The 26,820-nt window shown below is 70.0% G+C and carries 22 protein-coding genes (1 of these 22 cut by a window edge); 8 read left to right on the top strand and 14 right to left on the bottom strand.

Annotated elements, in window-relative coordinates:
- Positions 1-895: the 5' portion of an MFS transporter gene (locus QRX50_RS01480; RefSeq protein ID WP_285970197.1), read on the bottom strand. 386 nt of this gene lie to the left of the window's left edge; the window shows 895 of its 1,281 coding nt (coding positions 1-895); the start codon lies at positions 893-895; its stop codon lies off the left edge, out of view.
- A 90-nt stretch (positions 896-985) separates the two neighbouring features.
- On the opposite strand from QRX50_RS01480, the gene QRX50_RS01485 reads away from it, so the two are divergent.
- On the top strand, positions 986-1,651 hold the full coding sequence (locus tag QRX50_RS01485) for an LppX_LprAFG lipoprotein (protein ID WP_285970198.1): 666 nt from the start codon (positions 986-988) through the stop codon (positions 1,649-1,651).
- Here the strand turns inward: QRX50_RS01485 and QRX50_RS01490 are convergent, their stop codons facing one another.
- A complete protein-coding gene (locus QRX50_RS01490) occupies positions 1,652-3,220 on the bottom strand; it encodes an alpha/beta hydrolase (RefSeq protein WP_285974321.1) in 1,569 nt (522 codons plus the stop codon).
- A 164-nt stretch (positions 3,221-3,384) separates the two neighbouring features.
- On the opposite strand from QRX50_RS01490, the gene secA2 reads away from it, so the two are divergent.
- Positions 3,385-5,724, top strand: a complete 2,340-nt coding sequence (gene secA2 / locus QRX50_RS01495) for an accessory Sec system translocase SecA2 (protein WP_285970199.1) — start codon at positions 3,385-3,387, stop codon at positions 5,722-5,724.
- Between the two features lie 101 nt (positions 5,725-5,825).
- Complete coding sequence (locus QRX50_RS01500) at positions 5,826-7,547, top strand: NAD+ synthase (protein WP_285970200.1); 1,722 nt, start codon at positions 5,826-5,828, stop codon at positions 7,545-7,547.
- 22 nt (positions 7,548-7,569) lie between these two features.
- Here the strand turns inward: QRX50_RS01500 and QRX50_RS01505 are convergent, their stop codons facing one another.
- The 3 genes from QRX50_RS01505 to lysX all read right to left on the bottom strand — a co-directional run bounded on the left by QRX50_RS01505 (position 7,570) and on the right by lysX (position 12,156).
- Entirely contained in the window at positions 7,570-8,103 is a 534-nt protein-coding gene (locus QRX50_RS01505; RefSeq protein WP_285970201.1) for a methylated-DNA--[protein]-cysteine S-methyltransferase, read from the bottom strand.
- 47 nt (positions 8,104-8,150) lie between these two features.
- Entirely contained in the window at positions 8,151-8,729 is a 579-nt protein-coding gene (locus tag QRX50_RS01510) for a hypothetical protein (RefSeq protein WP_285970202.1), read from the bottom strand.
- A 103-nt stretch (positions 8,730-8,832) separates the two neighbouring features.
- The gene (gene lysX / locus QRX50_RS01515; protein WP_285970203.1) at positions 8,833-12,156 is read right to left on the bottom strand and encodes a bifunctional lysylphosphatidylglycerol synthetase/lysine--tRNA ligase LysX; all 3,324 of its coding nucleotides are present in this window, start codon (positions 12,154-12,156) and stop codon (positions 8,833-8,835) included.
- A gap of 249 nt (positions 12,157-12,405) precedes the next feature.
- Here lysX and panB point away from each other — a divergent pair, with 249 nt between their 5' ends.
- The gene (gene panB / locus QRX50_RS01520; protein ID WP_285970204.1) at positions 12,406-13,284 is read left to right on the top strand and encodes a 3-methyl-2-oxobutanoate hydroxymethyltransferase; all 879 of its coding nucleotides are present in this window, start codon (positions 12,406-12,408) and stop codon (positions 13,282-13,284) included.
- 19 nt (positions 13,285-13,303) lie between these two features.
- Here panB and QRX50_RS01525 read toward each other — a convergent pair whose 3' ends face one another.
- Complete coding sequence (locus tag QRX50_RS01525) at positions 13,304-14,146, bottom strand: cytochrome c oxidase assembly protein (protein ID WP_285970205.1); 843 nt, start codon at positions 14,144-14,146, stop codon at positions 13,304-13,306.
- A gap of 112 nt (positions 14,147-14,258) precedes the next feature.
- Positions 14,259-15,203: an undecaprenyl-diphosphate phosphatase gene (locus QRX50_RS01530; RefSeq protein ID WP_285970206.1), complete on the bottom strand. Its 945-nt coding sequence runs from the start codon at positions 15,201-15,203 to the stop codon at positions 14,259-14,261.
- Between the two features lie 506 nt (positions 15,204-15,709).
- Here QRX50_RS01530 and pip point away from each other — a divergent pair.
- Positions 15,710-16,663, top strand: coding sequence for a prolyl aminopeptidase (gene pip, locus QRX50_RS01535; RefSeq protein WP_285970207.1), 954 nt, complete (start codon positions 15,710-15,712; stop codon positions 16,661-16,663).
- Here the strand turns inward: pip and QRX50_RS01540 are convergent.
- Complete coding sequence (locus QRX50_RS01540; RefSeq protein ID WP_285970208.1) at positions 16,660-17,223, bottom strand: TetR/AcrR family transcriptional regulator; 564 nt, start codon at positions 17,221-17,223, stop codon at positions 16,660-16,662. The genes pip and QRX50_RS01540 overlap by 4 nt on opposite strands.
- Before the next feature lie 54 nt (positions 17,224-17,277).
- Here QRX50_RS01540 and QRX50_RS01545 point away from each other — a divergent pair, with 54 nt between their 5' ends.
- Positions 17,278-18,057, top strand: a complete 780-nt coding sequence (locus tag QRX50_RS01545) for an SDR family NAD(P)-dependent oxidoreductase (protein WP_285970209.1) — start codon at positions 17,278-17,280, stop codon at positions 18,055-18,057.
- A 7-nt stretch (positions 18,058-18,064) separates the two neighbouring features.
- Here the strand turns inward: QRX50_RS01545 and QRX50_RS01550 are convergent, their stop codons facing one another.
- The 5 genes from QRX50_RS01550 to QRX50_RS01570 all read right to left on the bottom strand — a co-directional run bounded on the left by QRX50_RS01550 (position 18,065) and on the right by QRX50_RS01570 (position 23,673).
- On the bottom strand, positions 18,065-18,868 hold the full coding sequence (locus QRX50_RS01550; protein WP_370643837.1) for an ABC transporter permease: 804 nt from the start codon (positions 18,866-18,868) through the stop codon (positions 18,065-18,067).
- A 15-nt stretch (positions 18,869-18,883) separates the two neighbouring features.
- Positions 18,884-19,765 carry an ABC transporter permease gene (locus tag QRX50_RS01555; RefSeq protein WP_285970210.1) on the bottom strand — a complete coding sequence of 294 codons (882 nt, stop codon included), beginning with the start codon at positions 19,763-19,765 and terminating at the stop codon, positions 18,884-18,886.
- Between the two features lie 142 nt (positions 19,766-19,907).
- A complete protein-coding gene (locus QRX50_RS01560; RefSeq protein ID WP_285970211.1) occupies positions 19,908-21,116 on the bottom strand; it encodes an ABC transporter substrate-binding protein in 1,209 nt (402 codons plus the stop codon).
- 25 nt (positions 21,117-21,141) lie between these two features.
- A complete protein-coding gene (locus QRX50_RS01565) occupies positions 21,142-22,218 on the bottom strand; it encodes an ABC transporter ATP-binding protein (RefSeq protein ID WP_285970212.1) in 1,077 nt (358 codons plus the stop codon).
- Positions 22,219-22,251: 33 nt separating this feature from the next.
- A complete protein-coding gene (locus QRX50_RS01570; protein WP_285970213.1) occupies positions 22,252-23,673 on the bottom strand; it encodes a gamma-aminobutyraldehyde dehydrogenase in 1,422 nt (473 codons plus the stop codon).
- A gap of 114 nt (positions 23,674-23,787) precedes the next feature.
- On the opposite strand from QRX50_RS01570, the gene QRX50_RS01575 reads away from it, so the two are divergent.
- Positions 23,788-24,531 (top strand): FadR/GntR family transcriptional regulator, encoded by a 744-nt coding sequence (locus QRX50_RS01575; RefSeq protein WP_285970214.1) that lies wholly within the window; start codon positions 23,788-23,790, stop codon positions 24,529-24,531.
- Positions 24,532-24,563: 32 nt separating this feature from the next.
- The gene (locus tag QRX50_RS01580; protein WP_285970215.1) at positions 24,564-25,301 is read left to right on the top strand and encodes a cache domain-containing protein; all 738 of its coding nucleotides are present in this window, start codon (positions 24,564-24,566) and stop codon (positions 25,299-25,301) included.
- 17 nt (positions 25,302-25,318) lie between these two features.
- On the opposite strand, the gene QRX50_RS01585 is transcribed toward QRX50_RS01580, so the two are convergent.
- A complete protein-coding gene (locus QRX50_RS01585; RefSeq protein ID WP_285970216.1) occupies positions 25,319-26,758 on the bottom strand; it encodes a PucR family transcriptional regulator in 1,440 nt (479 codons plus the stop codon).
- Between the last annotated feature and the right edge of the window lie 62 nt (positions 26,759-26,820).

Consider the following 26,820-nt stretch of genomic DNA (forward strand, 5'->3'; position numbering starts at 1 on the left):
CGCGGTCGGTGAGCCACCCCGACAGGACGGTCCCCACCACGTCGAACACCCCGACGAGCGCGAGCAGGCTCGCCGCGGTGGACTGCGGCATGCCGTGGTCGTGCGCGGCGGGCACGAAGTGGGTGCCGACCAGGCCATTGGTGGTCGCCCCACAGATCGCGAAGCCGATGGCCAGCAGCCAGAACGAGCGTGAGCGCATGGCCTGGAACAGCACGCTGATCGCCCGGCCCGCCGAACCGCGTTTGACCTCCGGGCGGGCCACCTCCGTGCCCGCCGGCGCGCCGAACGCGACCACCCCGTGGTCGGCCGGATGGTCGCGCACCACGAGCAGCACGACGGGGACCACGGCGAGCGCCGCGATGGCGATGACCAGCGACGCCGTGCGCCAGCCGTCGTTCACGGCCAGCGTGGCGACTACGGGCAGGAACACGAGCTGACCCGTCGAGCCGGCCGCGGTGAGGATGCCGGTCACGGCGCCGCGGTGGCGCACGAACCAGCGCGTGGTGACGGTGGCGGCGAAGCTCATGGCCATCGAGCCGGTGCCGGCGCCGACGAGCACGCCCCAGCACAGGATGAGCTCCCAGCTCGTGCTCATGAACACCGTGCCGCCCGCGCCGAGCGCCACGACGAACAAGGCGGTCGCGGCAACGCGCCGGATACCGAAACGTTCCATGAGCGCCGCGGCGAAGGGGGCGAAGAGGCCGTAGAGCACGAGGTTGACGGAGACGGCGAGGCCGATGGTCGCGCGTGACCAGCCGAACTCCTCGTGCAGCGGATCGATCAGCACGCTCGGCGCGGCGCGGAACCCGGCCGCGGCCAGCAGAGCGATGAACGCGGCCGCGGCCACGAACCAGGCTCGGTGGACGCGGGGCGCGGGACGAGTCTCGACGGTCACGGGTGATGAGTCTGATTCGTCTTCGGCGTCCTGGACAGTGGCTTGAAGGACACCGTCCGAAAGGATCGGGCCACGGGTAGTCTCATCGCCATGCGCTGCCGACGCTTCCTGCCGGCGCTGCTGCTCCTCGGACTCGTCGGCGGGTGCACAGCGCCCTCGCTGCCCCCGGCCGGTGACCTGCTCGGTGCGACCGGAGCGAACTTCGCCGGTGTGCGCAGCCTGCACTTCTCCGTGGTCGTCAACGGCGTGCTGCCCGGCCTGCCGCTGAGCACCGTCGACGGCGACGCGACACTCGACGAGGGCGGCCACGCGGCCGGCACCGCCGAGCTGGAGAACGCCACGAGCGACCGGAAGCTCTCCTTCGTCCTCGACGGCACCCACGCCACCACCCACGACAGCACCGGCGCGACCTGGTCGGGCCCGGCGACGTTCACCGTCGGAGACTTCCTCGGCCCCGACAGCGGGCTGGCGCACCTGCTGAGCTCACTCGGCAACCCGCGGACCGAGACGCGCGAGCCCGTGCACGGCCTCGACACGTACCGCGTCGGCGGGGTCCTGCCCGCGAAGGTGGCCACGCGGCTACTCCCTCAGATTCACTCGGACGTGAACGTGAAGGTGTGGGTCACGGCCGCCGAGCCGCGGCGGTTCACCCGGTTCTGGCTGCAGGTCCCGCCCCCGACGGAGCGGGACAGCCCGGTGATGTTCGAGGTCGAGCTCTCGAACGAGAACCAGCCCGTCCCGACGCCGCTCGGCTGATCACGACCCCGCGCAGCGCGTCCCGTCGGCCGGCGCCGTGCCGTCCACGAGGTACGCGATACCGGCCTTGTCGACGCACGCGTTGCCTTGCAGGAACGCCGTGTGCTGCGTTCCCTCGAAGGTGAGCAACGCGCCCTTCAACGCCTTCGCGAGGTTCACGCCCGCCTGGTACGGCGTGGCCGGGTCGTTGGTCGTGGAGATGGTGAGCGTCTTCGGCAGCCCTTCGACCTGCGGTTCGTGCGGCGTCATGGTGTTCGGCACGGGCCAGAAGGCGCACGCGTCGCGTGCGGAGCTGGCCGGGCGGCCGTCGTCGAGGAACGGCGCCACCTGCTCGTACTTCTGCTGCGCGTCGAGGATCGCCTTCGGGTCGGTGACGCGTGGGTCGTCGACGCAGCGGATCGCGGTGAAGGCGTCCTGCGTGGTGTCGTAACGCCCGTCGGGGCCGCGCTCGTTGTAGATGTCGGCCAGCTTCTCGAGCGTTGCGCCGCGCTGGTTGCGCAGCTCGTTGAGGCCCGTGTTGAGGTACTCCCAGAGGTTCTGCTGGTAGAGCGCCTGGATGGCGCCGGTGGTGGCGTCCTCGTACGACAGCTTGCGCCCGTCGCCCACCGGCACCGGGAAGTCGATCAGCGGCCGGGTGAGGTCCTGGAACGCTTTCGTCGCCGCGGCCGGGTTGGTGCCCAGCGCGCAGTCCTGCTGAGCGGCGCACCACTTCGCGAACTCACCGAACGCGACGCCGAAGCCCTGGCCCTGCGCGACGAGTGAGTCTTCCGGGTCCTGCGTCGGGTCGACGGCGCCGTCGAGGACGAGCGCGCGGACGTTGCGCGGGAAGTCCTCGGCGTAGGTCGAGCCGAGGAGGGTGCCGTAGGAGTAGCCGAGGTAGGTCAGTTTTTCGTCGCCGAGCACGGACCGCAGCACGTCCAGGTCCTTCGCCGCGTCGCGCGTGCCGACGTGTTCGAGCATGTCGTCGCCGAGTTTCGTGCGCTGGGCGCACTTCGCGGCGAAGTCCTTTTCCTGCGTCTCCTGCTTCGCGATGCCGGCGGGCGTGCCGTCGGTTTCGCTGTCGTCGGCGCGGTCCGCGTCGCGCTCGCTGTCGGTGAGGCAGCGGATCTGCGGTTCGCTCGCCCCGATGCCGCGCGGGTCGAAGCCGACGAGGTCGAAGCGTTTGCCGAGATCGTTGTTCTTGACCTGGTCGATCAAGCCCGCCGCGGCGACCATGCCGGACGCGCCGGGACCGCCCGGGTTGACCACCAGGGAGCCGACGCGGTCGTCCGGTTCGCTCGCCTTGTGCCGCAGGACGCCGAGCGTGATGGTCTGTCCGCCCGGTTTGTCATAGTCCAGCGGGACGGTCAGCCGAGCGCACTGGATGTCGGACCGACGAAAGGCGGACTGCGCGTCGTCCGAGGTCGCGTAGGGTGCGCATTCGGCCCAGGTCATGCTCTGGCCGTAGAAGCGCGCGAGCCCCGTGGGCACCGGCCCGACGGGCGGGTGCGATTCGGTCGTCGGCGAGGGCACGGTCTGGCCGGTGTTCGACGAGCACGCGGCGAGCGTGCCGCCGAGCAGGCCGGCCACCGCGAGAGCGGCGATCCGGTGGGCGCGAGAGCTGGCGCTGGCATGTGGAGGCACGGTTTGATCGTGCCATCCGGCGGCGGAACTCCGACGCACCACCGGCGCGTTGGGCAGTTCAGCAGGTGGCGGTCGGAGACACACGCGCAAGACAGGACGGGAGACCAGGGGTGGCACTGATCAGCCGGGTGGGCAAGCGGCTCCGCCGGATCATCCAGCGGCCGGGCAGCGTCGAGCTGACCCGCTACGAAGCGCTGCTGCCCGCAGTCGCGAAGCTCGAACCCGAGCTCGAGAAGCTCTCGGACGCCGAGCTCACCGAACGCGCCGAAAAGCTGCGTGAAGACCTCGGCGGCGCGAAGGTGTTCAACGACGACCAGCTGGTGGAGACCTGTGCGCTGGGCCGGGAGGCCGCCCGGCGCGCGCTCGGCGAGCGCGCGTTCGACGTGCAGATCCTCGGCACGATGGGTCTGCTCACCGGGCACGTGGTGCAGATGGAGACCGGTGAGGGCAAGACGCTCGCCGGAGCGCTGGCGGCCGCCGGATACGCCCTGCGCGGCAACCGCGCGCACGTCGTCACCGTCAACGACTACCTCGCCCGACGCGACGCCGAATGGATGAAACCCGTCTACGACCTGCTCGCGGTCACCGTCGGCTGGGTCGAGCCCGCACACTCGCGCGACGAGCGCAAGGACGCCTACGGCAAGCAGGTCACCTACGGCGCCGTCGCCGAGATCGGCTTCGACGTGCTGCGCGACCGGCTCGTGACGAACGTCGACGACCTGGTGCAGCCCGCGCCCGAGGTGGCGATCGTCGACGAGGCCGACTCCGTGCTGGTCGACGAGGCCCGCGTGCCGCTCGTGATGGCCGGCTCGATCGACCACAACGACGCCGACGAAGAGGTCGCCACGGTCGTGCGCCGGCTGCGGCTCGGCTTGCACTACGAGACCGACACCGACGGCCGCAACGCGTGGCTCACCACCGCCGGCGCGTCCGTGGTCGAGAAGTCGCTCGGCGGCATCGACCTCTACGGCGACACGGGCTCCGACCGCCTGGCCGCCGTGAACGTCGCCCTGCACGCCCACGCGCTGCTCACCCGCGACGTCGACTACCTCGTGCGCGACGGCAAGGTGCAGCTCATCAACGCCGCCCGCGGCCGCGTCGCCGAGCTGCAGCGCTGGCCGGACGGCCTGCAGGCCGCCGTCGAAGCGAAGGAGCAGGTGGCGGCGACCGACCGCGGCGAGATCCTCGACTCGATCACGGTGCAGGCGCTGCTCGCGCGTTACCCGTCGGTGGCGGGCATGACCGGTACGGCCGTGGCCGTGGCCGAGCAGCTGCGCGAGTTCTACCAGCTCGAGGTCGCGGTGATCCCGCCGAACACCCCCAACGTCCGCGAGGACCAGCCGGACCGGATCTTCGGGTCGCCGTCGCAGAAGCTGCGTGCGATCGAGGAGGAGATCCGGAAGGTGCACGAGACCGGTCGGCCCATCCTCGTCGGCACCCAGGACGTGGCCGAGTCCGAGGAGCTGGCCGACAAGCTCGCGAAGGTCGACCTGCCGTGCGTGGTGCTCAACGCGCGCAACGACGCCGAAGAGGCCGCGATCATCGCCGAGGCCGGCAAGAAGGGCGCGGTCACCGTGTCCACGCAGATGGCCGGGCGCGGTACCGACATCCGCCTCGGCGGCACCGAAGGCGCGAGCCGCGAAGAGGTCGCCGAGCTGGGCGGCCTGCACGTGATCGGCACCGCGCGGTACCCGTCGAGCCGGCTCGACGGCCAGCTGCGCGGCCGGTCCGGCCGCCAAGGCGACCCGGGCAGCGCGATCTTCTTCGCCAGCCTCAACGACGACTTGGTGCTCTCCAACGCCCCCGACATCCCCGAGGGCATCGACGCCGACACCGAGACCGGGGAGATCACCGACCCGGCGGCGCTGCGGCAGATCAACCACGCCCAGCGCGTGGCCGAAGGCGTCGACCTGGAGATCCACCGCAACACCTGGCGCTACACGCGGCTGATCGAGCGGCAGCGCACGGAGCTGCTGGAGCACCGCGACAAGGTGCTGCACACGGCGTTCGCGGCCGAGGAGCTGGAGAAGGCGCAGCCGGAGAAGTTCGCCGAGGTGAAGGAGAAGCTCGACGACACCGAGCGGCTCGAGCAGCTCTCCCGCGAGGTCGTGCTGTTCCACCTCGACCAGCTCTGGTCCGACCACCTCGCGTACCTGACCGACGTGCGCGAGAGCATCCACCTGCGGGCGCTGGCCCGCGAGACGCCGCTCGACGAGTTCCACCGCGCGGCGATCCCGGAGTTCCACAAGATCATCCCGGAGTCGGCGGCGCGCGCGTCGAAGACGCTCGAGGAAGCCGAGATCACCGACGACGGCATCGATCTCGCCGACGCCGGCGTGCGGCGGGCGAACACGACGTGGACCTACCTGGTGCACGACAACCCGTTCGACTCGGACTTCGAGCAGACGGTGAAGAAGGTGCGCAGCATGATGCGGATGAAGAAGTCCTGATCTTGTCGTCGTGAGGAGCCCGGTCACCCACGTCGGGGGCCGGGCTTCTTTTTTGCCCACATTCGCTCGGCACGGCTGCGGCGGCGGGTCAGAATGACCGCATGCCGCAGCTGCGCATCGCCTTGGCCCAGGTCAACCCCACCGTCGGCGACATCGACGGCAACACCGCGCGCACGGTCGAGTGGACCCGTCGGGCCGCCGAGGCCGGCGCCCACGTGGTCGTGTTCCCGGAGATGTCCCAGACGGGTTATCCCGTGGAGGACCTGGCATTCCGGGCCACTTTCGCGCAGGCGTCGCGCAATTCGCTCGACGAGCTGGCCCGCCGGCTGGCCGACGCGGGCTGCGGCGAGGTGCTCACCTACGTCGGCTACCTCGACCACGACGAGGCCGGCCCGCGCGACGCGGCCGCCGCGTTGTTCCGCGGCGAGGTCGTGGCGAAGCAGTACAAGCACCACCTGCCCAACTACGGCGTGTTCGACGAGCACCGCTACTTCAAGCCGGGCACGGAGCTGCAGGTCGTGCGGCTGCACGGCATCGACATCGGCATGGTGATCTGCGAGGACATCTGGCAGGACGGCGGCCCGATCTCCGCGCTCGGCAAGGCCGGCGTCGATCTGGTCGTGGCGCCCAACGCGTCGCCCTACGAGCGGTCGAAGGACGAGCAGCGCCTGCCGCTCGTGGTCCGGCGCGCGGCCGAGGCGGGCGCGCCGCTGGTCTACACGAACCAGGTCGGCGGCCAGGACGACCTCGTGTTCGACGGCGACTCGCTCGTGGTGGGCGCCGACGGCAAGTTGCTCGCGCGGGCGCCGCAGTTCGTGGAGCACCTGCTGGTGGTGGACATGGACCTCACCTCGGGCGGCCACGCCGGCGACGGCGCACTGGCGGGCCTGCACGTCCACCGGCGGGTGCTGAGCGCCGAGCTGCTGCCCGCGTACCCGCCGTTGACGGACCCGGTGATCAGCGAGCCGCTGTCCGACGAGGCCGAGGTGTGGTCGGCGCTCGTGGTGGGGCTGCGCGACTACGTGCACAAGAACGGCTTCTCGTCGGTGATCTTCGGCTTCTCCGGCGGCATCGACTCCGCGGTCTGCGCGGCTTTGGCGGCCGACGCCCTCGGTGGCGACAACGTGTACGGCGTCTCGATGCCGTCGAGGTACTCGTCTTCGCACTCGAAGGACGACGCCGCCGACCTCGCGCGGCGCATCGGCGCGCACTACCGCGAGGAGCCGGTGGAGGACATGGTGAAGGTCTACGTCGAGCAGTTGGCGTTGACCGGGCTGGCCGAGGAGAACATCCAGGCCCGCACCCGCGGCATGCTCCTCATGGCACTGTCCAACCTGGACGGTCACCTCGTGCTCGCCACCGGCAACAAGACCGAGCTGGCCGTGGGCTACTCCACGATCTACGGCGACGCGGTGGGCGGGTTCGCGCCGATCAAGGACGTGTTCAAAACACACGTCTGGCAGCTCGCGCGCTGGCGCAACGACGAGGCGGCCAAGCGCGGCGAAACCCCGCCGATCCCCGAGAACTCGATCACCAAACCGCCCTCGGCCGAGCTCGCGCCCGGCCAGGTGGACGCCGACTCGCTGCCGGACTACGCGCTGCTCGACGACATCCTCGACGACTACGTGGAGGGCGACCGCGGCTACGCCGACCTCGTGGCCGCCGGGTTCGAGCCGGAGACCATCGACCGGGTCGTGCGGATGGTCGACCGCGCGGAGTACAAGCGCCGGCAGTACCCGCCGGGCACGAAGATCACGTTCAAGGCGTTCGGCCGCGACCGGCGGCTGCCGATCACGAACGCGTGGCGCGAGCGGAAAGCTTGAGCCCCTCAGACCAGCCCGCCCTTCAGAACAACGTCGGCTCGTCGGGCAGCGCGCCCTCGATGACGAGCATGCGGCGCTTCGTCTCGACACCGCCCGGCGCCGAGAAGCCACCGTGTTTGCCGCCGGCCGCGAGGACGCGGTGGCACGGCACGACGATCGGGAACGGGTTGTTGCCCATCGCCTGGCCCACGGCCTGCGCGGCGCCGGGCATGCCCAGCTCGTGGGCGATGTCGCCGTAGGTCTTGGTCTTGCCCGGCGGGATGGCGCGCGCGATCTCGTAAGCGCGGCGGTTGAACTCCGGCACGGAGTCCAGGTCGAGCGGGACGTCGCGAAGGTCGTGGTGCGCTCCCGAGAGCAGCGCGGTGATCTTCTCCACCGCGCCTTCCAGCTCGGGCGGCGGCAGCGCTTCCACCGCGTCCGGGAAGCGCTTCAGGAACCAGGCCCGGGTACGCGCGGCAGTGCTTTCGGGCAGGGCGGTGCCGATGACCGTGCCATCGCGCCAGGCCAGGCCGCACGGGCCGATCGGGGTGTCGAAGACAGCGAACTCAACGGACATCTCGTCAGCGTACGAGCGGGCACCGACAAAAATCAGCCCCGACAAAATCAGTGGTTACCGCGGGGCGCGAAGCGCGGCACGGGCATCACGACCACGTACGCGATGCCCACGATCAGCAGCACCGCGCGCACCGCGAGCTGCACCCGGCTGAACACGCCGGCGTAGTGCCCCGGCCCGAGCTGCGACGCGATGAACGCCAGCGCCCATGTGATCAGCACCAGCGCGCACCCGGCCACGGCCCACTCGCGCCAGCCCGGCGGCCACCACAACGCGAGGCTGACCGAACCGGACACGAACGCGAGGTTCGTCAGCAGCTCCACCACCGAGGCGCCGGGCACCAGCGAGTCGGCGATCAGCACGAGCCCGAGGAACGCCACCGAGCTCGCGGTGAGCCGGCCCGTCCAGTGCACCGGCGCGAGCCGCATCAACGGCGGCCCGGCGAGCACGAAGGCAAGTCCCGCGATCCCGACTGTGACGCGGAACAGCGGCACGGCCAGCAGCAGGTCCCCGGCCGGCTGCTGGCTCGGCGAGACCCCCGTGGGCAGCAAGAACTCGAGTAACCAGGCGGAATACACCACCACACCGAGCCCGACGAGGACGACCGCAACGAGTCGTGCAGTACGCACTCGCACACCCTAAGCGAAAGTGTGCGACGTTGCGCGCGGTGGTGTCACAGCTGTGACTTCCCCCGCGCCCCAAAGAAATAACGGTCTGCGACCGGAGTGTTACTCAGACGTGCGAGCGGACGAACGGGAACAGCACCGTCTGCCGGATCGACGCACCGCTGAGCATCATCAGCAGGCGGTCGACGCCGAGACCCAGCCCGCCCGTCGGCGGCATGCCGTGTTCGAGCGCGAGCAGGAAGTCTTCGTCGAGCTCCATCGCCTCGACGTCCCCGCTCGCGGCGCGCAGCGACTGGGCTTCGAGGCGTCGGCGCTGTTCGATCGGGTCCGTGAGCTCGGTGTACGCGGTGCCGACCTCCGAGCCGAACGCGATGAGGTCCCAGCGCTCGGCCAGCAGCGGGTCTCGCCGATGCTGGCGAGTGAGAGGCGAGACGTCCGTGGGGTAGTCGGTGTAGAAGGTCGGCAGCACCGTCGAGCCTTCGACGAGGTGCTCGTGGGCCTTGAGCACCAGGTCACCGTGGCCGGCGTCCTCCCCCACCGGCACGCCGGCCGCGACGCAGAGCCGCCGCAGGGTGGCCACGGACGTACCCGAGTCGATCGCCTCCCCCAGCGCCGCCGACACGGCCTCGTGTACCGGGATCACCGGCCAGTCGCCGGAGATGTCGTACTCGGTCACCTGGCCGTCGGCGTCGTGACGGCGAACGATCTGGGCGCCGAAGGCCGCTTCGGCCGCGTGCTGCACCAGCTCGCGGGTGAGGTTGCGCATCGAGTTGTAGTCGGCGTAGGCCTGGTACGCCTCGAGCATCGTGAACTCGGGGTTGTGCGTGGCGTCCACGCCCTCGTTGCGGAAGTTGCGGGTGAGCTCGAAGACGCGCTCGACGCCGGCGACGCAGAGGCGCTTGAGGTAGAGCTCCGGCGCGATGCGCAGGTACATCCGCATGTCGTAGGCGTTGATGTGCGTGACGAACGGCCGCGCGTTGGCTCCACCGTGGACGGTCTGCAGCATCGGCGTCTCGACCTCGAGGTAGTCGCCCTGGTGCAGTCGCTCGCGCACCGCGCGGACCACCGTGGACCGCAGCCTTAGCATCTGCGCCGACTCCGGGTTCACGGCGAGGTCGAGGTAGCGCTGGCGCACGCGCGTCTCGGGGTCGGTGAGGCCCTTTCGCTTGTCCGGCAACGGGTGCAGGCACTTCGCGGTGACCGTCCACTCGTCGACGAGCACGGACAGCTCGCCGCGGCGCGAGGTGATCACCTCGCCGCTCACGCCCACGTGGTCACCGAGGTCCACCCCGGTGCGCCAGCCCGAGAGGTCGAGCACGCCCGCGTCGAGCATCAGCTGCACTTCGCCCGAAAAGTCCTTGATGCGCGCGAAACACAGCCCGCCGAGCGTCCGCAGCGCGAGCACCCGGCCGGCCACGCGCACGCGGTGTCCCGTCCGCGAATCCGCAGGCAGCTCGGCGAACTTGCTCACGACGTCGCCTAGCAGGTCTTCGCGGCTGAAGCCGACGGGGTACGGGTCCACGCCGAGATCGCGCAGCTTGTCCAGCTTCGCGACGCGCACGCGCACCTGCTCCGGACGTCGGGCGGCCTTCGGGACGACGCGCGCGGCGCCCTCCTCGATGCGCCGGACCTGGGCCACGAACTCGTCGCTCACCGTCTCGAGCCGCAGCACGCGCGAGCGGCCCGTGGGCACGAACCCCTCGAGCGCGCCGGCGACGATGCTGACGCGCGGCAGGCGGCGGGCCGAGGAGTAGCAGAGGAAACGCGGCTCCCAGTCCGGGCCGTACTTCGCATTGGACCGGTACAGCGACTCCAGCTGGAAGAACCGCGACGCCAGGCCCAGCACCGACCGCCACAGGCGCAGCACTGGACCGGCGCCGATGCGCTCGCCCTCGGCGAAGACCGCGCGGAACATGGCGAAGTTGAGGGAGATCCGCTGCGCGCCGAGGTGCTGCGCGGCCGCGACGACCTCGGCGACCATGAACTCGTTGAGGCCGTTTTCCGCGGCACGGTCGCGGCGCATGAGGTCGAGTGAGAGGCCCCGCCGGCCCCACGGCACGAAGGACAGCAGGCCGCGCAGCTCACCTTCGCCGTCGTAGGCCTCAACCATCACGCTGCGGGCGTCGCTGGCGTCGCCGAGGCGGCCCAGCGCCATCGAGAAGCCGCGCTCGGACTCCGCGCCGCGCCACTGCTGCGCCCGCGCGAGCAGGCCCCGCATCTCGTCGTCGGGGATCTCGCCGTGGCGGCGCACGCGTGCGGTGTAGCCCGCGCGTTCGATCCGCTTCACGGCCTGGCGCACGGACTTGCGCTCGGGCCCGGTCAGCGAGAACTCGCGGACGTCGAGCACGGCTTCGTCGCCGATCTCCAGCGCGCGCAGGCCCGCGGCCGCGTACGCCTTCGCGCCGCGCTCGCTCGCGCCGAGGACGCCGGGAATCCAGCCGTACGAACGGGTTTCGTCGAGCCAGGCACGCACCGCGTCGGGCCACGCGTCCGGGTCGCCGATCGGGTCGGCGCTGGCCACGCTGGTGCCGCCGAGCACGCGGTAGGTCACGGCCGCACGGCCGTTGGGCGAGAACACCACGCTCTTGTCCCGGCGCGTGGCGAAGTAGCCGAGGGAGTCGTCGTCGCCGAACTCGGCGAGCAGGCGCCGCAGCTCCAGCTCCTCGTCGTCGGTGCGCCGGCGGCGGTGCCGGACGCCGCGGAAGAGCGTGTACAGCGCACCGGTGGCCACGAAGGTCGCGCCGAAGTCGAGCACCACGTCGATCCACGCCGGACCCTCGCCGACGCCGATCTTGCGCAGCTGCAGGTTCTCACCGGTGGCGTGGTTGACCACCCAGACCAGGCGCTCCCACGAGTCGCCGAGCGTGCCGGGGAACGCCTCGGTGAGCGCCCAGCCGAGCGCGACCACCACGAGCAGGCCGCCGAAGAGCACCGCCAGCCCGTCGCGCCAGGCACCGGGCGCGAGCCGCGCGGGGAACGCCGGGCGCAGGGCCAGCAGCAGCCAGATCAGCAGCACCGACAGGACGTCGGCGATCGTCAGCACGCCGACCTGCATCGGGATGTGCCGGATCTGGCGCGGGCCGAGGGTGAGCAGGTCGGGTGCCCACAGCAGCACCGCCTGCAGCGCCAGCGTGATGGCCAGGCCGGCGAGCTGGAAGAGCAGCAGCGTGTAGAGCGCGGCTTTCTTCCGCCGGCGCAGGGCGGCGCCGAGGACGACGAGCAGCAGCACGATCACCAGGCTCGCGCTGGTCGGCACGCTCAGGGCGGAAAACGCCATGTCGATGCCGTTGAGCAGGTGCCCGTGGGTACCGCCGGCGATGAGCAACACCACCGAGAAGACGGCGGCGAGCTGCACAACAGTCGCGACGATGCCGCCCGCCCTGGCCTTCCAGGCGGGGATGCGCCTGCGCGCGCTCGCTGGGGTTCCCATCGGTGCCCTTCTCACATGATCATCACGACTGGTGCAAAGACGTCAGTGAACAGCGAATGGTTGTCTGAGGACAAACACAGGCAGCACCCGAGAGGCTGAGAGTGATCCTGCTGACGGAGCACACCACGCGCGTGTGAAGCTCATCGCACGACCTTGGGGCCGCCCGGCGGGCATGTCAGGCTTTGACGTGTTCTGACTCCACGACCCGGGGACCTCACCGAGGCCTCGAGGGAAGGACGGTCGACGACGATGTCTGCCAACCCGAACGGATCCGACGAGGTAGCCGCCCCGTACGGAACAGGCGCCACGCCCGCGCAACCCGCGGCGACCGGGCGCAAGGTTCGCGTGCACCACCTGCGTGAGCTGAAGGAACGCGGCGAGCCGTGGCCCATGCTCACCGCCTACGACATGTACACGGCGCAGATCTTCGACGAGGCCGGCATCCCCGTGCTGCTCGTGGGCGACTCCGCGGCCAACAACGTGTTCGGCTACGACACCTCGCTGCCGGTGACGGTCGACGAACTGCTGCCCCTGGTCCGCGCCGTGACGCGGTCGGTGAAGCGGGCACTCGTGGTGGCCGACCTGCCGTTCGGCTCCTACCAGCTCTCGCCCGAGCAGGCGCTGGCCACTTCGGTGCGGTTCATGAAGGAAGGCCGCGCGCACGCGGTGAAGCTCGAAGGCGGGCGCCGGTTCGCCGCGCACGTCGAGGCGCTGACATCGGCCGGCATCCCCGTGATGGGGCACATCGGATTCACCCCGCAGAGTGAACACAACCTCGGCGGCTACCGGGTGCAGGGGCGCGGTGAAGCGGCGGACGTGCTGCTCGCCGACGCGCTGGCGCTGCAGGAGGCCGGCGCGTTCGCCGTGGTGATGGAGATGGTGCCCGCCGAAGCCGCGAAGCGCGTCACCCACGAGCTGAAGATCCCGACGGTCGGCATCGGCGCCGGGCCCGACTGCGACGCGCAGGTGCTGGTGTGGCAGGACATGGCCGGCCTGCGCCGGGGCAAGGCACCGCGGTTCGTGAAGCGCTACGCCGAGCTCGCCGACGTGCTGCAGGGTGCGGCCTCGGCGTTCGCCGAGGACGTGCGGCGCGGGGAGTTCCCCGCTCCGGAGCACGCGTTCCACTGAGATTTCCCGGGCCCGGGGCTCACCGGCGGCGCAACCGCTCGGCGAGCTCCGGGTCGTTCTGCCACCAGAGACCACCCGTAGGGGCCTCGCCGGAATCGGCTTCCTCGTCGAGCCGCTCGTCGACCTGCTTCGCGCGCTTCTCGTCGTCGCGGACCCAGCGCACGAACAGCGCGCCGACGAACGGCAGGCCCGCCACGTCGCCGCCGATCCACAGCACGCCGGCGCCGATGACTTGGTCGGTGCGCGGGTCCGGGCCCCAGCCGGGGTGCGCGGTGGCATAGTGCGCGGGCGCGAGCAGCGGACCGAGCCACAGCACGAGGCCGAGCGCGCCGTCGAACACGACCTCGGTGAACGAGATCCACATCGACACCAGGTGTGAGCCGCCGCGCGGGGTCGGGTCGAGCCCGACGCGGCTGTAGAAGTAGAGGAATCCCGCCACCACGACCAACACACGCACGACGCCGGCGACCACCGCGTGGTCCAGTGCCAACGCGTAGAGCGGGGTCAGGTAGATGATCAGGAACGGCGCGATCAGCACGACCGTGACGGTGAGCGGGAACGTGAGGAACCTCGCGAACGGGCTGCGACCGTGGTGGCGCAGCCACGAGGCGAGCCCGGGCGGCGCGGTGCGCATCAGCAGCGTGATCGGCGCGCCGAGGGCGAGCAGCAGCGGCGTGACCATGAGCAGCACGGTGTTCTGCGTGGCGCGGATCCAGAACAGCGTGGTGTCGTAGACGCCGAGGAACGAGCACGTGACGAGCACGATCGTGGCGAGCCCGGCGAGGAACGCCGTCGTCCGGCCCGGCGCCCAGGTCTCCTGCTTCCGCGCGGCGACGACGTAGGCCGCGCCGAGAGCGAGCACGACGACGAGGGCCGGGACGTCGGGAGTCCAGGCCGTGAAGAGCGTGGTGCCGGTCAGCGGGGTTTCGATAGCGCCAGTGTCCCCTTCCGGAAATCGGGCCGGGACACCGCCCTCAGAAACTGAAGACGAGCAGGCTGGCGATTCCGGCGAGGACGCAGTAGATGGCGAACGGCGTCAAGGTGCGCGTTTCGAAGTATTTCGTGAGAAAACGGACAGAAATGTAGGACGCAATACCGGCCACCAGACTTCCGGCGAGCGCCGGACCGAGCGACGGGCTGTTCTCCGGCGTGAACAGCGACGGGAGTTTCAGCACGCCCGCGGCGAGGATCACCGGGGTGGCCAACAGCCACGCGAAGCGCGCCGAATCCTGGTGGCCGAGCCCGCGGCGCAGGCCCGCGACCATCGTGATGCCGGAGCGGCTGATGCCCGGCAGGAGCGCGAGGATCTGGGCCGAGCCGATGAGCACGGCCTCCTTCACGCTGAGCTTGGACAGGCGGGCGTCGGTGGCTTCCTCGACCGTGATCGCGCGCATGACGAGGGTGTCTTCGGCGCTGAAGTCGACGGTGTCTTCCGTTGTCCTGCCGGAGATTCCGGTCTTCGGCGCGGCGCGGGAGAAGCGTTCGGCCGCGTACAGCACGCCGCCGTTGAGGATGAGGAAGATGGCCGACGGCACGGGCTTGCCGAGGAAGTCGCGCAGCACGCTTTCGAGCAACAGCCCGGCGATGCCGACGGGGATCGTCGCGAGGATCAGCAGCCACGCGAGGCGCTGGTCGGCCGTGCGGACCTCGCGGTGGCGGATCGAGGAGATCAAGCCGCCGATGATGCGCACCCAGTCGCGCCAGAAGAACAGCACGAGGGCGAGCGCCGTGGCCACGTGCATCGCCACGAGCACCGCGAGATAAGGCGAATCCTCGCCGATGCTCAGATCACGCTGCCACGATCCGCCGATCACCGCGGGCAGCAGGATGCTGTGCCCGAGGCTGGACACGGGAAACAATTCCGACACGCCTTGCAGCGCACCGACGACGATCGACTCGACATACGTGACCGCGGACATTCTCGAGCCTTTCTCGCGTCGGTTCGGCCTTTCCTCGCGCAAGCTACCCACTGCCGGGTAAACGCGGGGCAAGGGGGCGAAAGAACCTCGTCGACAACCTTGTGCTTGTTCACATCCATGAATACGAATCATGTCCTTGACTGGTGTTCGGGCGGTGGCTTAGCGTGGTCCCCACCACGAAGGTGTGAACCTCAGCTCAGCGAGGAGGACGGGATGCCGGAAGCAGCCGGAGCTTCACGTGCGACCCGCCGCCCGAGGTCCGCACCACGGTGAAGGAAATCGCCGACGCGGCCACGTCTCTCGTGCGCCACCGACGCGACACGGACGGGGGCCCGCTCAGCCCGGCGGCGGGGGCGGGCCTCCACCTTCTCTCTCGATGCGGCTGCCGACGCGCTCGGGGAGACGCCGGCCGACACCCGGACGGCTCGCGGCCTTTCGGCTGAACGTCGCGGGGAAGGCGGGTCCATCCCCCGCGCGACGGCCGCCGGTCCGGCAGAGTGATCGGCATGGACGACCTCTACCCGCCGCTGCAGCCGCTGGCCGATGGGATGCTCGACGTGGGCGACGGGCACCGGATCTACTGCCAGGAAGCGGGAAACCCGCAGGGCAAGCCGGTGGTCGTGCTGCACGGTGGACCGGGCAGCGGGATCGCGCCGATGGCGCGCCGGCACTTCGACGCCGCCGCGTACCGGATCATCCTGTTCGACCAGCGCGGGGCGGGGCGGAGCACGCCGAGTGTCGAGGATCCGGACGCGGACCTGAGCACGAACACGTTGTGGCACCTCGTCGCGGACATGGAGCTACTGCGGGAACGGCTGAACATCCGGCGCTGGCAGGTGTTCGGAGGGTCGTGGGGGTCGACGCTCGCGCTGGCATACGCGCAGACTTACCCCGATCAGGTGACGGAACTGGTGCTGCGCGGAATCTTCACGGCGCGGCGGCGCGAGCTCGACTGGATCTACCGCGGCGGCGCGGCGAACCTCTTCCCCGCGGAGTGGGAGGACTTCCTGGCGCCGCTGCCGGAGGAGCACCACAAGGATCCGCTCGCCGGGTACGCCGAGCTGCTCGACGACCCCGACCGCGGCGTGCGGGAGCGGGCCGCGATCGCGTGGAGCGTCTGGGAAGGCGCGACGGTAGCCCTGCTGCCGCAGCAGGCGTTCCTGAACCGGTACGCCGATCCGTCGTTCGCGCTGACGTTCGCGCGGCTGGCCGTGCACTACTTCAGCCACGACGCGTGGCTCGAGGACGAGCAGCTCATCCGCGACGCCGGCAAGCTCGCCGGCGTGCCGGGCGTACTCGTGCAGGGCCGCTACGACGCCGTCTGCCCGCCGATCACGGCGTATGAGCTGCACCGCGCGTGGCCCGGCTCGATCCTGCGCATCACGGAAGGCGCGGGGCACGCCGTGAACGACCCGGGCACGCTGGCCGCGCTGCGCCAGGCGACCGACGACTTCCGCTAGACGTCCAGCAGCAGCCGGAACAGCCCCTCCAACGTCGAGGCCAACGTGGCCTCGTCGGTCTCGTTCAACGCCGTGCTGCCGATCACCTTGCGCATCAACCAGAACCCCGAGATCAGCGACAGCGCCACGGCCGCGCGATCGGTCCCGCGCACGCCGGGGACGACGTCGAGAATGTGCGCCTCGACGTGCTTTTCGATGCCCGCGCGCAGGATCTCGGCGGCGCGCGGGTTGGCAGCCGAGCGAAGCATCAGCAGGAACGGGTCGAGACTGTCGGCGTCCGGCGAAGTCCGCGACACCAGTGAGGCCGCGACGTCCCGCGCGAGCGTGGCCGGGTCGCCTGTCAGCACGGTCCGCTCGGTCATCGACACCTCCGCCACCTCGGCGAAGAGCCCCTCCTTTGAGCCGAAGTAGCGGTTCACGAGCATTGCCGTGACGCCGGCGGTCTGCGCGATTTCCCGCACGCCGACGCCGTCGTAGCCGAAGCGCGTGAACGCCTCGACGCCCGCGCGCAGGATCGCTTCCCGGGTCGCGGCGGCGTCGCGACGACGTGGTGCAGTCATGTATACGAGTGTAGACTACACTAAATCTACACTAGTAGACCTGAACGGAGAACCATGGAACTCAACCTGACCGGCCGCCGCGCGCTCGTCACGGGCTCGAGCTCCGGCCTCGGCGAAGCGATCGCGCGGCTGCTCGCCCAGGAGGGCGCCGACGTCGTCGTCCACGGCCGCGACGAAGCCCGAACCCGTGCGGTGGCGGACAAAATCGGCGCGAAAGCCGTCGCGATCGGCGACCTCGCCACCGACGACGGTGCGGCGAAAGTGGCCGAAGAAGCCGGCGAGGTCGACGTGCTCGTGAACAACGCCGGCGCCTACGCACACCGCGGCTGGGCCGACGCGACACCCGAGGACTGGGCGTGGACGTACGAGGTGAACGTCGTCTCGGCGGTGCGGATGATCCGCCTGCTCGTGCCCGGCATGCGCGAGCGCGGCTGGGGCCGGGTGATCCAGATCGGCGGTGGCCTCTCCGGCCAGCCCACCGCCACGCTCCCCCAGTACAACGCGACCCTCGCCGCCCGGCACAACCTCGCGGTTTCCCTTGCGCGGGAATTAAAGGACACCGGCGTGACGTCCAATGTGGTCGCTCCCGGCGCCATCCTCGTCGACGCGGTGCAGCGCTACCTCACCGACCTCGCCCCGGAGCGCGGCTGGGGCGAGAACTGGGAGACCATCGAACTCAACGCCGCGCAGGACTTCGTGCCCAACGACATCGGCCGCTTCGGGCGGCCCGAGGAGATCGCGGGCGCCGTGGCGTATCTGTCGAGCCCGTACGGCGACTACGTCAGCGGGGCCACCCTCCGCGTGGACGGTGGCACCATCCGCTCCGTGATCTAGGCACCCGCTAGATCCGGCCACCCGAAGAACTGTCGCCGCCGGAGAGCTTCTGCGCGAAGTACACCGGCACCGTCGAGACGATGATCAGCACCGCCGCCACCACGTTGACCACCGGGGCCTGGTTGGGGCGGAACAGGTTGTCGTAGATCCAGATCGGCAAGGTCTCCATGCCGGTGCCCAGCGTGAACGTCGTCACGATGATCTCGTCGAACGACAGCGCGAACGCCAGCAGCCCGCCCGCCAGCAGCGCCGAGCGCAGCATCGGGAACGTCACCAGCCGGAACGTGGTGATGCCGTCGGCGCCGAGGTCCATCGACGCTTCCTCGAGATTGCCGCCCATGCGCCGCAGGCGGGCCACGACGTTGTTGAACACCACGACGATGCAGAAGGTCGCGTGGGCGATGATCGCCGTGAGCAGTCCGAGGTCGATGCCGAGGATCGTGCGGAACGCGTTGTTCAGCGCGATGCCGGTGACGATGCCGGGCAGCGCGATCGGCAGGATGATGAGCAGCGAGATCGAGTCCCGGCCGAAGAACCGGTAGCGCTGCAAGGCAAACGCGGCCATCGTGCCGAGCACGAGCGCGATCGCCGTGGCGGCCACGCCGGCCTCGATGCTGGTCCACAACGCGTGCAGCGCGCCGGCGTTGGTGACCGCGCGGCCCCACCACTCGAGGGTGAAGCTCTTCGGCGGCCAGCCGAACGTGGTGTCCGAGTTCACGGAGTTGAGCAGCACCACCAGAAGCGGGAAGTAGATCACCGCGAACCCGACCCCGAGTGCCGTCCACAGCACCACCCGGCCGGTCTTCGACATGCGCACGGCGGTCTCCTAGAGGTTGTTCAGCGCGCCGGTGCGACGCACGACGGCCAAGTACACGAGCATGATCACGACCGGCACGATGGCCACGGTCGCCGCGAACGGCAGGTTGTTGGCCGCGCCGATGTTGTCGTAGACGACGTTGCCGAGCATCTGCGACGTGCCGCCCACGATCTTCACGGCGATGTAGTCGCCCAGGGACAAGGAGAACGTGAAGATCGAACCCGCCACGATCGCCGGGAAGGCGAGCGGCAGGATCACCGAGCGGAACGTGCGGAACGACCGCGCACCGAGGTCACCGGACGCGTCGACCAGCGAGTCGGGCAGCCGCTCCAGGCCGGCGTAGATCGGAAGGATCATGTACGGCAGCCACAGGTATGACAGCGTGATCACAGTGGCCGCGACGCCGTAACCGGGGCCGGAGAGGCCGAACGGGCTCAGCAGCCAGCTGATCGCGCCGTTGCCGGAAAGCAAGGTCCGCCACGCGTAGGCCTTCACCAGGTAGCTCGCCCACAGCGGCGTCATCACGGCGATCACGAGGATCCGTTGCGCCTTCGGGGAAGCGAGCTTGGCCATCGCGAAGGCCATGGGGAACGCGATCACCGCGTCGATCACCGTCACCAGCAGCGCGATGCCGACGGTCCGCAAGGTGATCGTGCGGTAGACCGAATCGGTGAACAGGGTGACGAAGTTGTCGAACGACCAGTCCGTGACCACCTTGCCGGTGAACACGTCGGTGGACCAGAAGGCCGTGATGAACAGGGCGGCGAGCGCGCCGAGGTAGGCCAGGCCGAGCCACAACAGTGGAGCCGAAAGCAGAATGCCCAGGCGCAGCTTGGGTTTACGGAAGAAGAAAGCCGAAGCGCGGCGGCTCGGCGGGCTCACGGCGGTCATGCGGGCACCTTCGGGGCACGGTCGGGAGGAGGGGTCCGGGGGCGGCGGACGAGGGGGAGGGTGCCCGCCGCCCCCGGAGCTACCGGGGGATTCCCGTGAGGGCCGGCGCCGGTTTCAAGCGGCGCCGGCCCTCACGAGCACGTCAACCCTTGATCTCGGTCCAGGCCTTGGTCCAGTCGCCGTAGTCCTTGCACTTGACGTCCGTGCGGCCGTCGAGGCACTGCTGGATCGGCGTGGTCCAGTACTGGATCTTGGCGGCGTAGGCGGCGTCGTTGGCGTGGTAGGTGTCGCACAGGGTCTTGTCGGTCATCTCGGCGCAGGCCTTGGAGTTGGCCGGGGCCTCACCGAAGTACTCGGCGACCTGAGCGTTGACCTTCGGGCTGATGATGTAGTCCATCCACTTGTACGCGCACGTCTTGTGCTGCGACTTCGCGGACACCATCCACGTGTCCGACCAACCGGTGGCACCCTCGCTCGGCACGGTCGCGCCCAGCGGAGCGCCCTCGCTCTTGGCCAGGTTCACCGTGACCTGCCACGCGGTGCCGATCACTGCGTCCGCGTTCTTGAGCGACTGGGTTTCCTTGAGGTAGTCCGACCAGTACTCGCTGACGTTCGGGCGCTGCTTCTTCAGCAGGTCCACCGCTGCGTTGAACTGCTTGTCGTCCAAGGCGTACGGGTTCTTGATGCCGAGGTCGGGCTGGTGCGCCATGAGGTACAGCGCGGCGTCGGCGATGTAGATCGGCGAGTCGTAGGCGATGATCTTGCCCTTGTAGGGCGAGTTCACGTCGAACATCGGCGACCACGACGTCGGCTCCGGGCTCACCTTGTCGGTGCGGTACGTCAGCACGTTGGCGCCCCAGCCGTGCGGGATGCCGTAGGCGACGTTGTTGACGCTGTTCCACGCCTTGTTCTTCAGGAACGGGTAGACGTCGTTGTAGTTCGGCACGAGCGCGGTGTTGACCGGCTCGACGTCACCCGAGGCGACCAGGCGCAGCGAGGCGTCGCCCGAGGCGGACACCACGTCGTACTGGCCCGTCTTCATCAGCGTCACGGCCTCGTCGGACGTGCCGAACGGCTTGACGGTGACCTTGCAGCCGGTCTGGTCCTCGAACGGCTTGACCCAGTTGATCTTCGAGTCGTTGGAGCCGTTCTCGGCGTAACCGGGCCACGCGAGCACGTTCAGCTGGCCTTCCGGCTGGCCGAGCTGGGTGAGTGCGGCCAGCTTGGGCGGGGTGAACCCCTGGGCGCCAGGCGCGGACCCCGTGCTTGAGTCGGAGCCCGACGTCCCGCAGGCCGCGAGCAGCAGGCTCACGCCGCACAGACCTGCGAGCAGCGTCTTCCTGTTCTTCATGTCGAGAGAAACCTTCCCGTGAGAACTAGCCGGCTTCGGGGACCCGGAAACTGTGTTCGTGGCGCCACCGCAAGCGGACCCGGCCGTCGGCGAACTCGGTCGGTTCACTGGTGTTCTGGCGGACCACGGACAACTGACCCCCCGCATCGAGCGCGACAGCGTAGCGCACTGTGGATCCGGCGTATACGACATCCGTGACGATTCCGGTCGCGGAAGTCTCGCCCGGACCGGCCGGCGACGCAAGATCACCATCGATGCGAATTTTCTCCGGCCGGATGCTGTACACGCCGGGCTTGCCGATCACCGCTTCGGCCCCACGCCCGCTGAGCAGGTTGGACGTGCCGACGAAGCCGGCGACGAACGCGCTCGCCGGTCTCTCGTACACCTCCACCGGGGTGCCGACCTGTTCGATCCGCCCGGCGTTGAACACCGCGATGCGGTCGCTCATGGTCAGCGCCTCGTCCTGGTCGTGCGTCACGAACACGAAGGTGATCCCGACCTCGCGCTGGATCTGCTTGAGCTCGATCTGCATCGCCTGCCGCAGCTTGAGGTCGAGCGCTCCCAGCGGTTCGTCGAGCAGCAGCACCTTCGGGCGGTTCACGAGCGCCCGCGCGAGAGCGACGCGCTGGCGCTGACCACCCGAGAGCTGCGAAGGCTTGCGGTCGCCGTACTCCCCGAGCCGCACGGTCTCGAGGGCTTCCGCGGCGCGTTGCCTGCGCTCGGCCTTGGCGACCCGTTTGACCTTGAGGCCGTACTCCACGTTCTGCCGCACGGACATGTGCGGGAAGAGCGCGTAGTCCTGGAACACGGTGTTCACGTCGCGCTCGAACGGCGCCAGCTGGCTGACGTCGCGGCCGGCCAGGTGGATGGTGCCGGCCGTCGGCAGCTCGAAGCCGGCGATCATGCGCAGCACCGTGGTCTTCCCCGAGCCCGACGGACCGAGCATGGAGAAGAACTCACCGGGCGGGATGTCGAGGTCGACGCCGTCGACGGCGCGGACCTTGTCGAAGTGCTTCTGCAGCCCGGTGAGCCGGATCGCCGGCTCACCGCCGGCGCGCGGCCGTTCGGGCCGGCGGGCGGTCGTCGGGGCTTGGTGGGGCATGGCGGGCCTTCCCGTGGATCTCGTCACCGGTACCTACAGCGCGCTCATCACGTGTTTGACGCGGGTGTAGTCCTCGAGGCCGTACAGCGAGAGATCCTTGCCGTAACCCGACTTCTTGAACCCGCCGTGGGGCATCTCGGCGACGAGCGGGATGTGGGTGTTGATCCACACGCACCCGAAGTCGAGCTTGGCGGACACACGCATGGCGCGCTGGTGGTCCTTGGTCCAGATCGAGGACGCGAGGCCGTAGGGCACGCCGTTGGCCGCCTTCACCGCGTCGGCCTCGTCGGAGAAGCGCTGCACGGTGATCACGGGGCCGAAGATCTCGTTCTGGGTGATTTCGTCGTCCTGCGTGACGCCCGAGACCACGGTGGCCTCGTAGAAGAAGCCCTCGTCGCCGACGCGCCGCCCTCCACAGTGGACGGTGGCGTGGCCGGGCAGGCGGTCGATGAAGCCGGACACCTTCTCCAGCTGCGCGGCGTTGTTGAGCGGGCCGAAGGCGACGGTGTCGTCGTCGGGCTTGCCGGTCTTGTTCGCCTCGGCCTGGCGCGAGAGCGCAGCCACGAATGAGTCGTGCACGTCGTCGGCCACCAGCACGCGCGTGGCGGCGGTGCAGTCCTGGCCGGCGTTGAAGTAGCCCGCCATCGCGATGGTCTCGGCTGCGACCTCGAGGTCGGCGTCGGAGAACACGATCACCGGCGCCTTGCCGCCCAGCTCGAGGTGCACGCGCTTGACGTCGCGGGCCGCGGCCCCGGCCACCTCGATGCCGGCCCGCACGGAGCCGGTGATCGACACCATCGCCGGGATCGGGTGCTCCACCAGCGCGCGGCCGGAGTCGCGGTCGCCGGTCACGACGTTGAACACGCCCGGCGGCAGGAACTCGCCGCAGATCTCGGCCAGCAGCAGCGTGGACGCCGGCGTGGTGTCCGAGGGCTTGAGCACCACGGTGTTGCCCGCCGCGAGCGCGGGCGCGATCTTCCAGATCGCCATGAGCAGCGGGTAGTTCCACGGCGTCACCTGCGCGCAGACACCCACGGGCTCACGGCGGACGAAGGACGTGTGGCCTTCCATGTACTCGGCCGCCGCGCGGCCTTCGAGCACGCGCGCGGCGCCGGCGAAGAAGCGCAGCTGGTCGACGATCATCGGCAGCTCTTCGGACATCGTGAGCGCCACCGGTTTGCCGGTGTTGCGCGACTCCACGGCGATGAGCTCCTCGCCGCGGGCCTCCACGGCGTCGGCGATCTTCAGCAGCGCGAGCTGGCGCTGGGCCGGCGTGGTCTCTTTCCAGCTCTCGAACGCCTCGGCCGCAGTCTTGAGCGCGCGGTCGACGTCCTCGGCACCCGCCACCGGCGCGGTGCAGTACGCGCGCCCCGTGACCGGGTCGACGATCTCGAGAACCTTCCCTGACAGCGAGTCGACGAACTTCCCGCCGACGTAGTGCTTCAGTTCCTGCACGCGTGCGCCTCCTGACTCTCCGTGGCAGGATGAAACATATAACTCCATATTTCACATGACAAGGTCCTGGGGCACTATTGGCCCCAATCGCACGCCGAGACGGGTGGACCCACGATGCGCAAGGAGATGTCGAACAGCGCACGACTGGCGATGTTCGCTCCGCTGGACCAGCTCGGCCGCGCCGAGGCGGTCGCGGCCCGGCTGCTCGACGCCATCACCCTGGGTCTGCTCGACGACGCCGAGCAGCTGCCGAGCGAGGTCGAGCTCGCCGCGCAGTTCCGCGTGTCCACCGTGACGGTCCGTGAAGCGCTCGCCGTGCTGCGGCAGCAGGGGCTGGTCGAGACCAGGCGCGGCCGCGGCGGCGGCAGCTTCGTGCGCACGCCCGCGTGGCCGGCGCCAAGCTCGTGGGCGCAGCGCCTGCGGCTCGTCTCGCTCGCGGACCTGCGCGACTTCGGCGACCACTACCTCGCCGTGGCCGGGTCGGCGGCCAAGCTCGCGTCGGAGCGCACCTCACCCGAGGACCTCGAACGACTGCGCCTGACCAGCGAAGACCTCCTCGGAGCGACCGGTCCCGAGGCGACGCGCGCCGAACGCCACTTCCACCTCGAGGTCGCGGCGGCCGCGCAGTCGCCGCGCCTCACCAACCAGGAGGTCCAACTGCAGGGCGAACACGGCGGGTTGCTCTGGGTGCCCCTCGACGGCGAGGACACCTGCCGCCAGTCCTACGCTGAGCACCACGCGATCGTCACCGCGATCGCGGCAGCCGACGGCGACCGGGCCCGCAAGCTGACCGAGGAGCACATCCTGAGCGCGCTCGACCGGCTCGTGGATCTGCACTTAAGCCTCGAAACGCCGTAAGCTTCGATGACCCCGCGATCGAGGTGAGCATCGTGACCGACACCCGCACGTTGACCGGCGACGAGGTCGTCGCGCAGGTATCCGCGCTGGTCGAGGAGATCTTCGAGCGGCTCAAGCCCGTATTGGCCGCGGCCGAGACCCTGCTGGCCGAGCCCGGCGGCGCCGGTTCCGGCACGCTCCGCGGCATCCGGCCGCAGGTGCTGGAGGCCCTCGGTGGCCTCGTGATCGGCGCCGGGTTCGTCAGCGCACCCCACGTGTTGTCGGACCAGGAGTTCGGCTTCGAGTGGTGGACCACCACCGGTTCGGACCAGGTGCCGGAGCAGCTGTTCATCAGCCTCGATCCGGAGAGCCCCAACTTCCTCGACTACACGCGCCAGTCGTGGTTCACCGTGCCGCGCGACAGCGGGCGGCGCCACATCAACGGGCCGTACGTCGACTACCTCTGCACCGACGAGTACACGCTCACGTTCACGCTGCCTGTGTACCGCGACGGTTCGTTTGCCGGTGTGGTGGGCGCGGACGTCTACGTGCGCGAGTTCGAGCGGACGGTGAGCCGGCGGCTGCGTTCGCTGGGCCGGCACGCCGCTCTGCTCAACGCGCAAGGGCGCGTGATCGTGTCGAACAGCGTCCGGCAGGCGACGGGTTCGCTGGTGCGCGACGTCGACGTGCCGGCATGGTGGACCGCCGGGGCGGAACCGCTGACGATGTCGGGCGGCGCGACTTTGCGGCGGTGCGGGGATTCGCCGATCGCGTTGCTCGTGAGTGTGTGATCTTCGGCGGATGACCTTCAGCGGTTGACCTGGAGGGCGAGCCAGAGTTCGGCCCTGGTGCCGGGTGAGTCGAGGTCCTGACCGAGGAGCTCGGCCGCCTTGGTGATGCGGTTGCGCAGGGTGTGGCGGTGGATGTGCAGCCGGGTGGCGGCGCGGTCCCAATGGCCGTGGTTTTCCAGCCAGCAGCGCAGGGACTCCTCCAGCTCGCCGCGGCCGGACTCGTCGTGGGTGCGCAGCGGGTTCAGCAGCTCGTGCGCGAAGGCTTGGGCGGCAAGGGGATCCAGGAGGTTGAGCAGTCCGCGGCCGGCGTGGTCGGCGTAGCGCAGGAGCGGGAGGTCCTGGCTGCGTGCGGTTTCGGCTGCCTGCTTGGCCTGACGCAGGGCTGCCGGGAACTCGCTCGCATCGCCGACGCCGACGTGGCAGCCGCCGACTTCGGCGGCCGCGGTGAGCACGCGGTCGGCGTCGTCGGTCGCGGCGACGAGGAGCGAGTCGGAGTGGGCGAAGAACACTTGTGCCGCAACGGGTTCCAGGCGGTCGTACAGCGTGGTCCGCGCGGCCGGCGGGCCCGCGACGGCGAGCACGGCCCACGGTGACGGCGGAGCGCCTTGCACCGTGCGCAGCACGTCGAGCGCGAGGGCTTCCTGACCGTCGGTGAACAGGTCGAGCAGGCCGGTGCGCAGCCGGGACAGTGCGCCGCGCTGGGCGCGGTCCTGCTCCAGCGCAAGGGAAAGCAGTGAGACCGCGGTGTTCACGATGTGGCGGCCGGCCGAGTCGAGTGGCTGGGTGGTGCCGACCGCGAGGGCGCCGCGCGTGTGCAAGGTCTGGAGCACGACCTCCTGCTCCCCCAGCGTGACAACCCGCGTGCCGGCGCGCAGGTCCTTAACGTCGAGCTGTTCCCCGTATGCGCGAGCGGACACGGAGGAGACTTCGCGGATGCGGCCGGCGGCGTCGAACAGCACGACCCAACCGTCGACGAGCCGGGCGAGGCGGCGCACGACGCCCGGCGCGCCCGTCTTCCCGACAGCAGTGCGGGTGAGCTCCTGCTGGGCTCGGCCGATGCGGACGGTCGCGGCGTACTCGTCGGCTGCGACCGCGCGGGAGACGGCGCGGGTGATGGCGATGAAGGGCGTCTTGCGGGGCACTTCGAGCACCGGGAGGCCGACCTCGTCGGCGATCGCCTTCAACGTGGCCGGCACGTGCTCGTGGCTGAGCCCGACGCCGAAGCCGAGCCCGGCGGTGCCCGCTTCGACGAGGCGGCGGACGTAGGCCTCGGACGTCGTCTCGTCGAGGGCCAGGCCCGTGGTGAGCAGGAGCTCGCCGCCTTCCAGGAAGGCGTGGGGGTCGGTGAGCTCGGTCGGGTGCACCCAGCCGATCGGGCGGTCGAGCCCAGCCTCTCCGGCGACCACGCTAAGAGCGAGCGGCCGCTGTTCGGTGAGTGCGCGCAGGGTGAGTGCCATAGTGGCCAAGTTTACGCGCGGTCTTGGACATCTTGGCCAGCTGACTCGGGCCTGGAGCCGCC

The organism is Amycolatopsis sp. 2-15 (assembly GCF_030285625.1).
GTDB lineage: Bacteria > Actinomycetota > Actinomycetes > Mycobacteriales > Pseudonocardiaceae > Amycolatopsis > Amycolatopsis carbonis.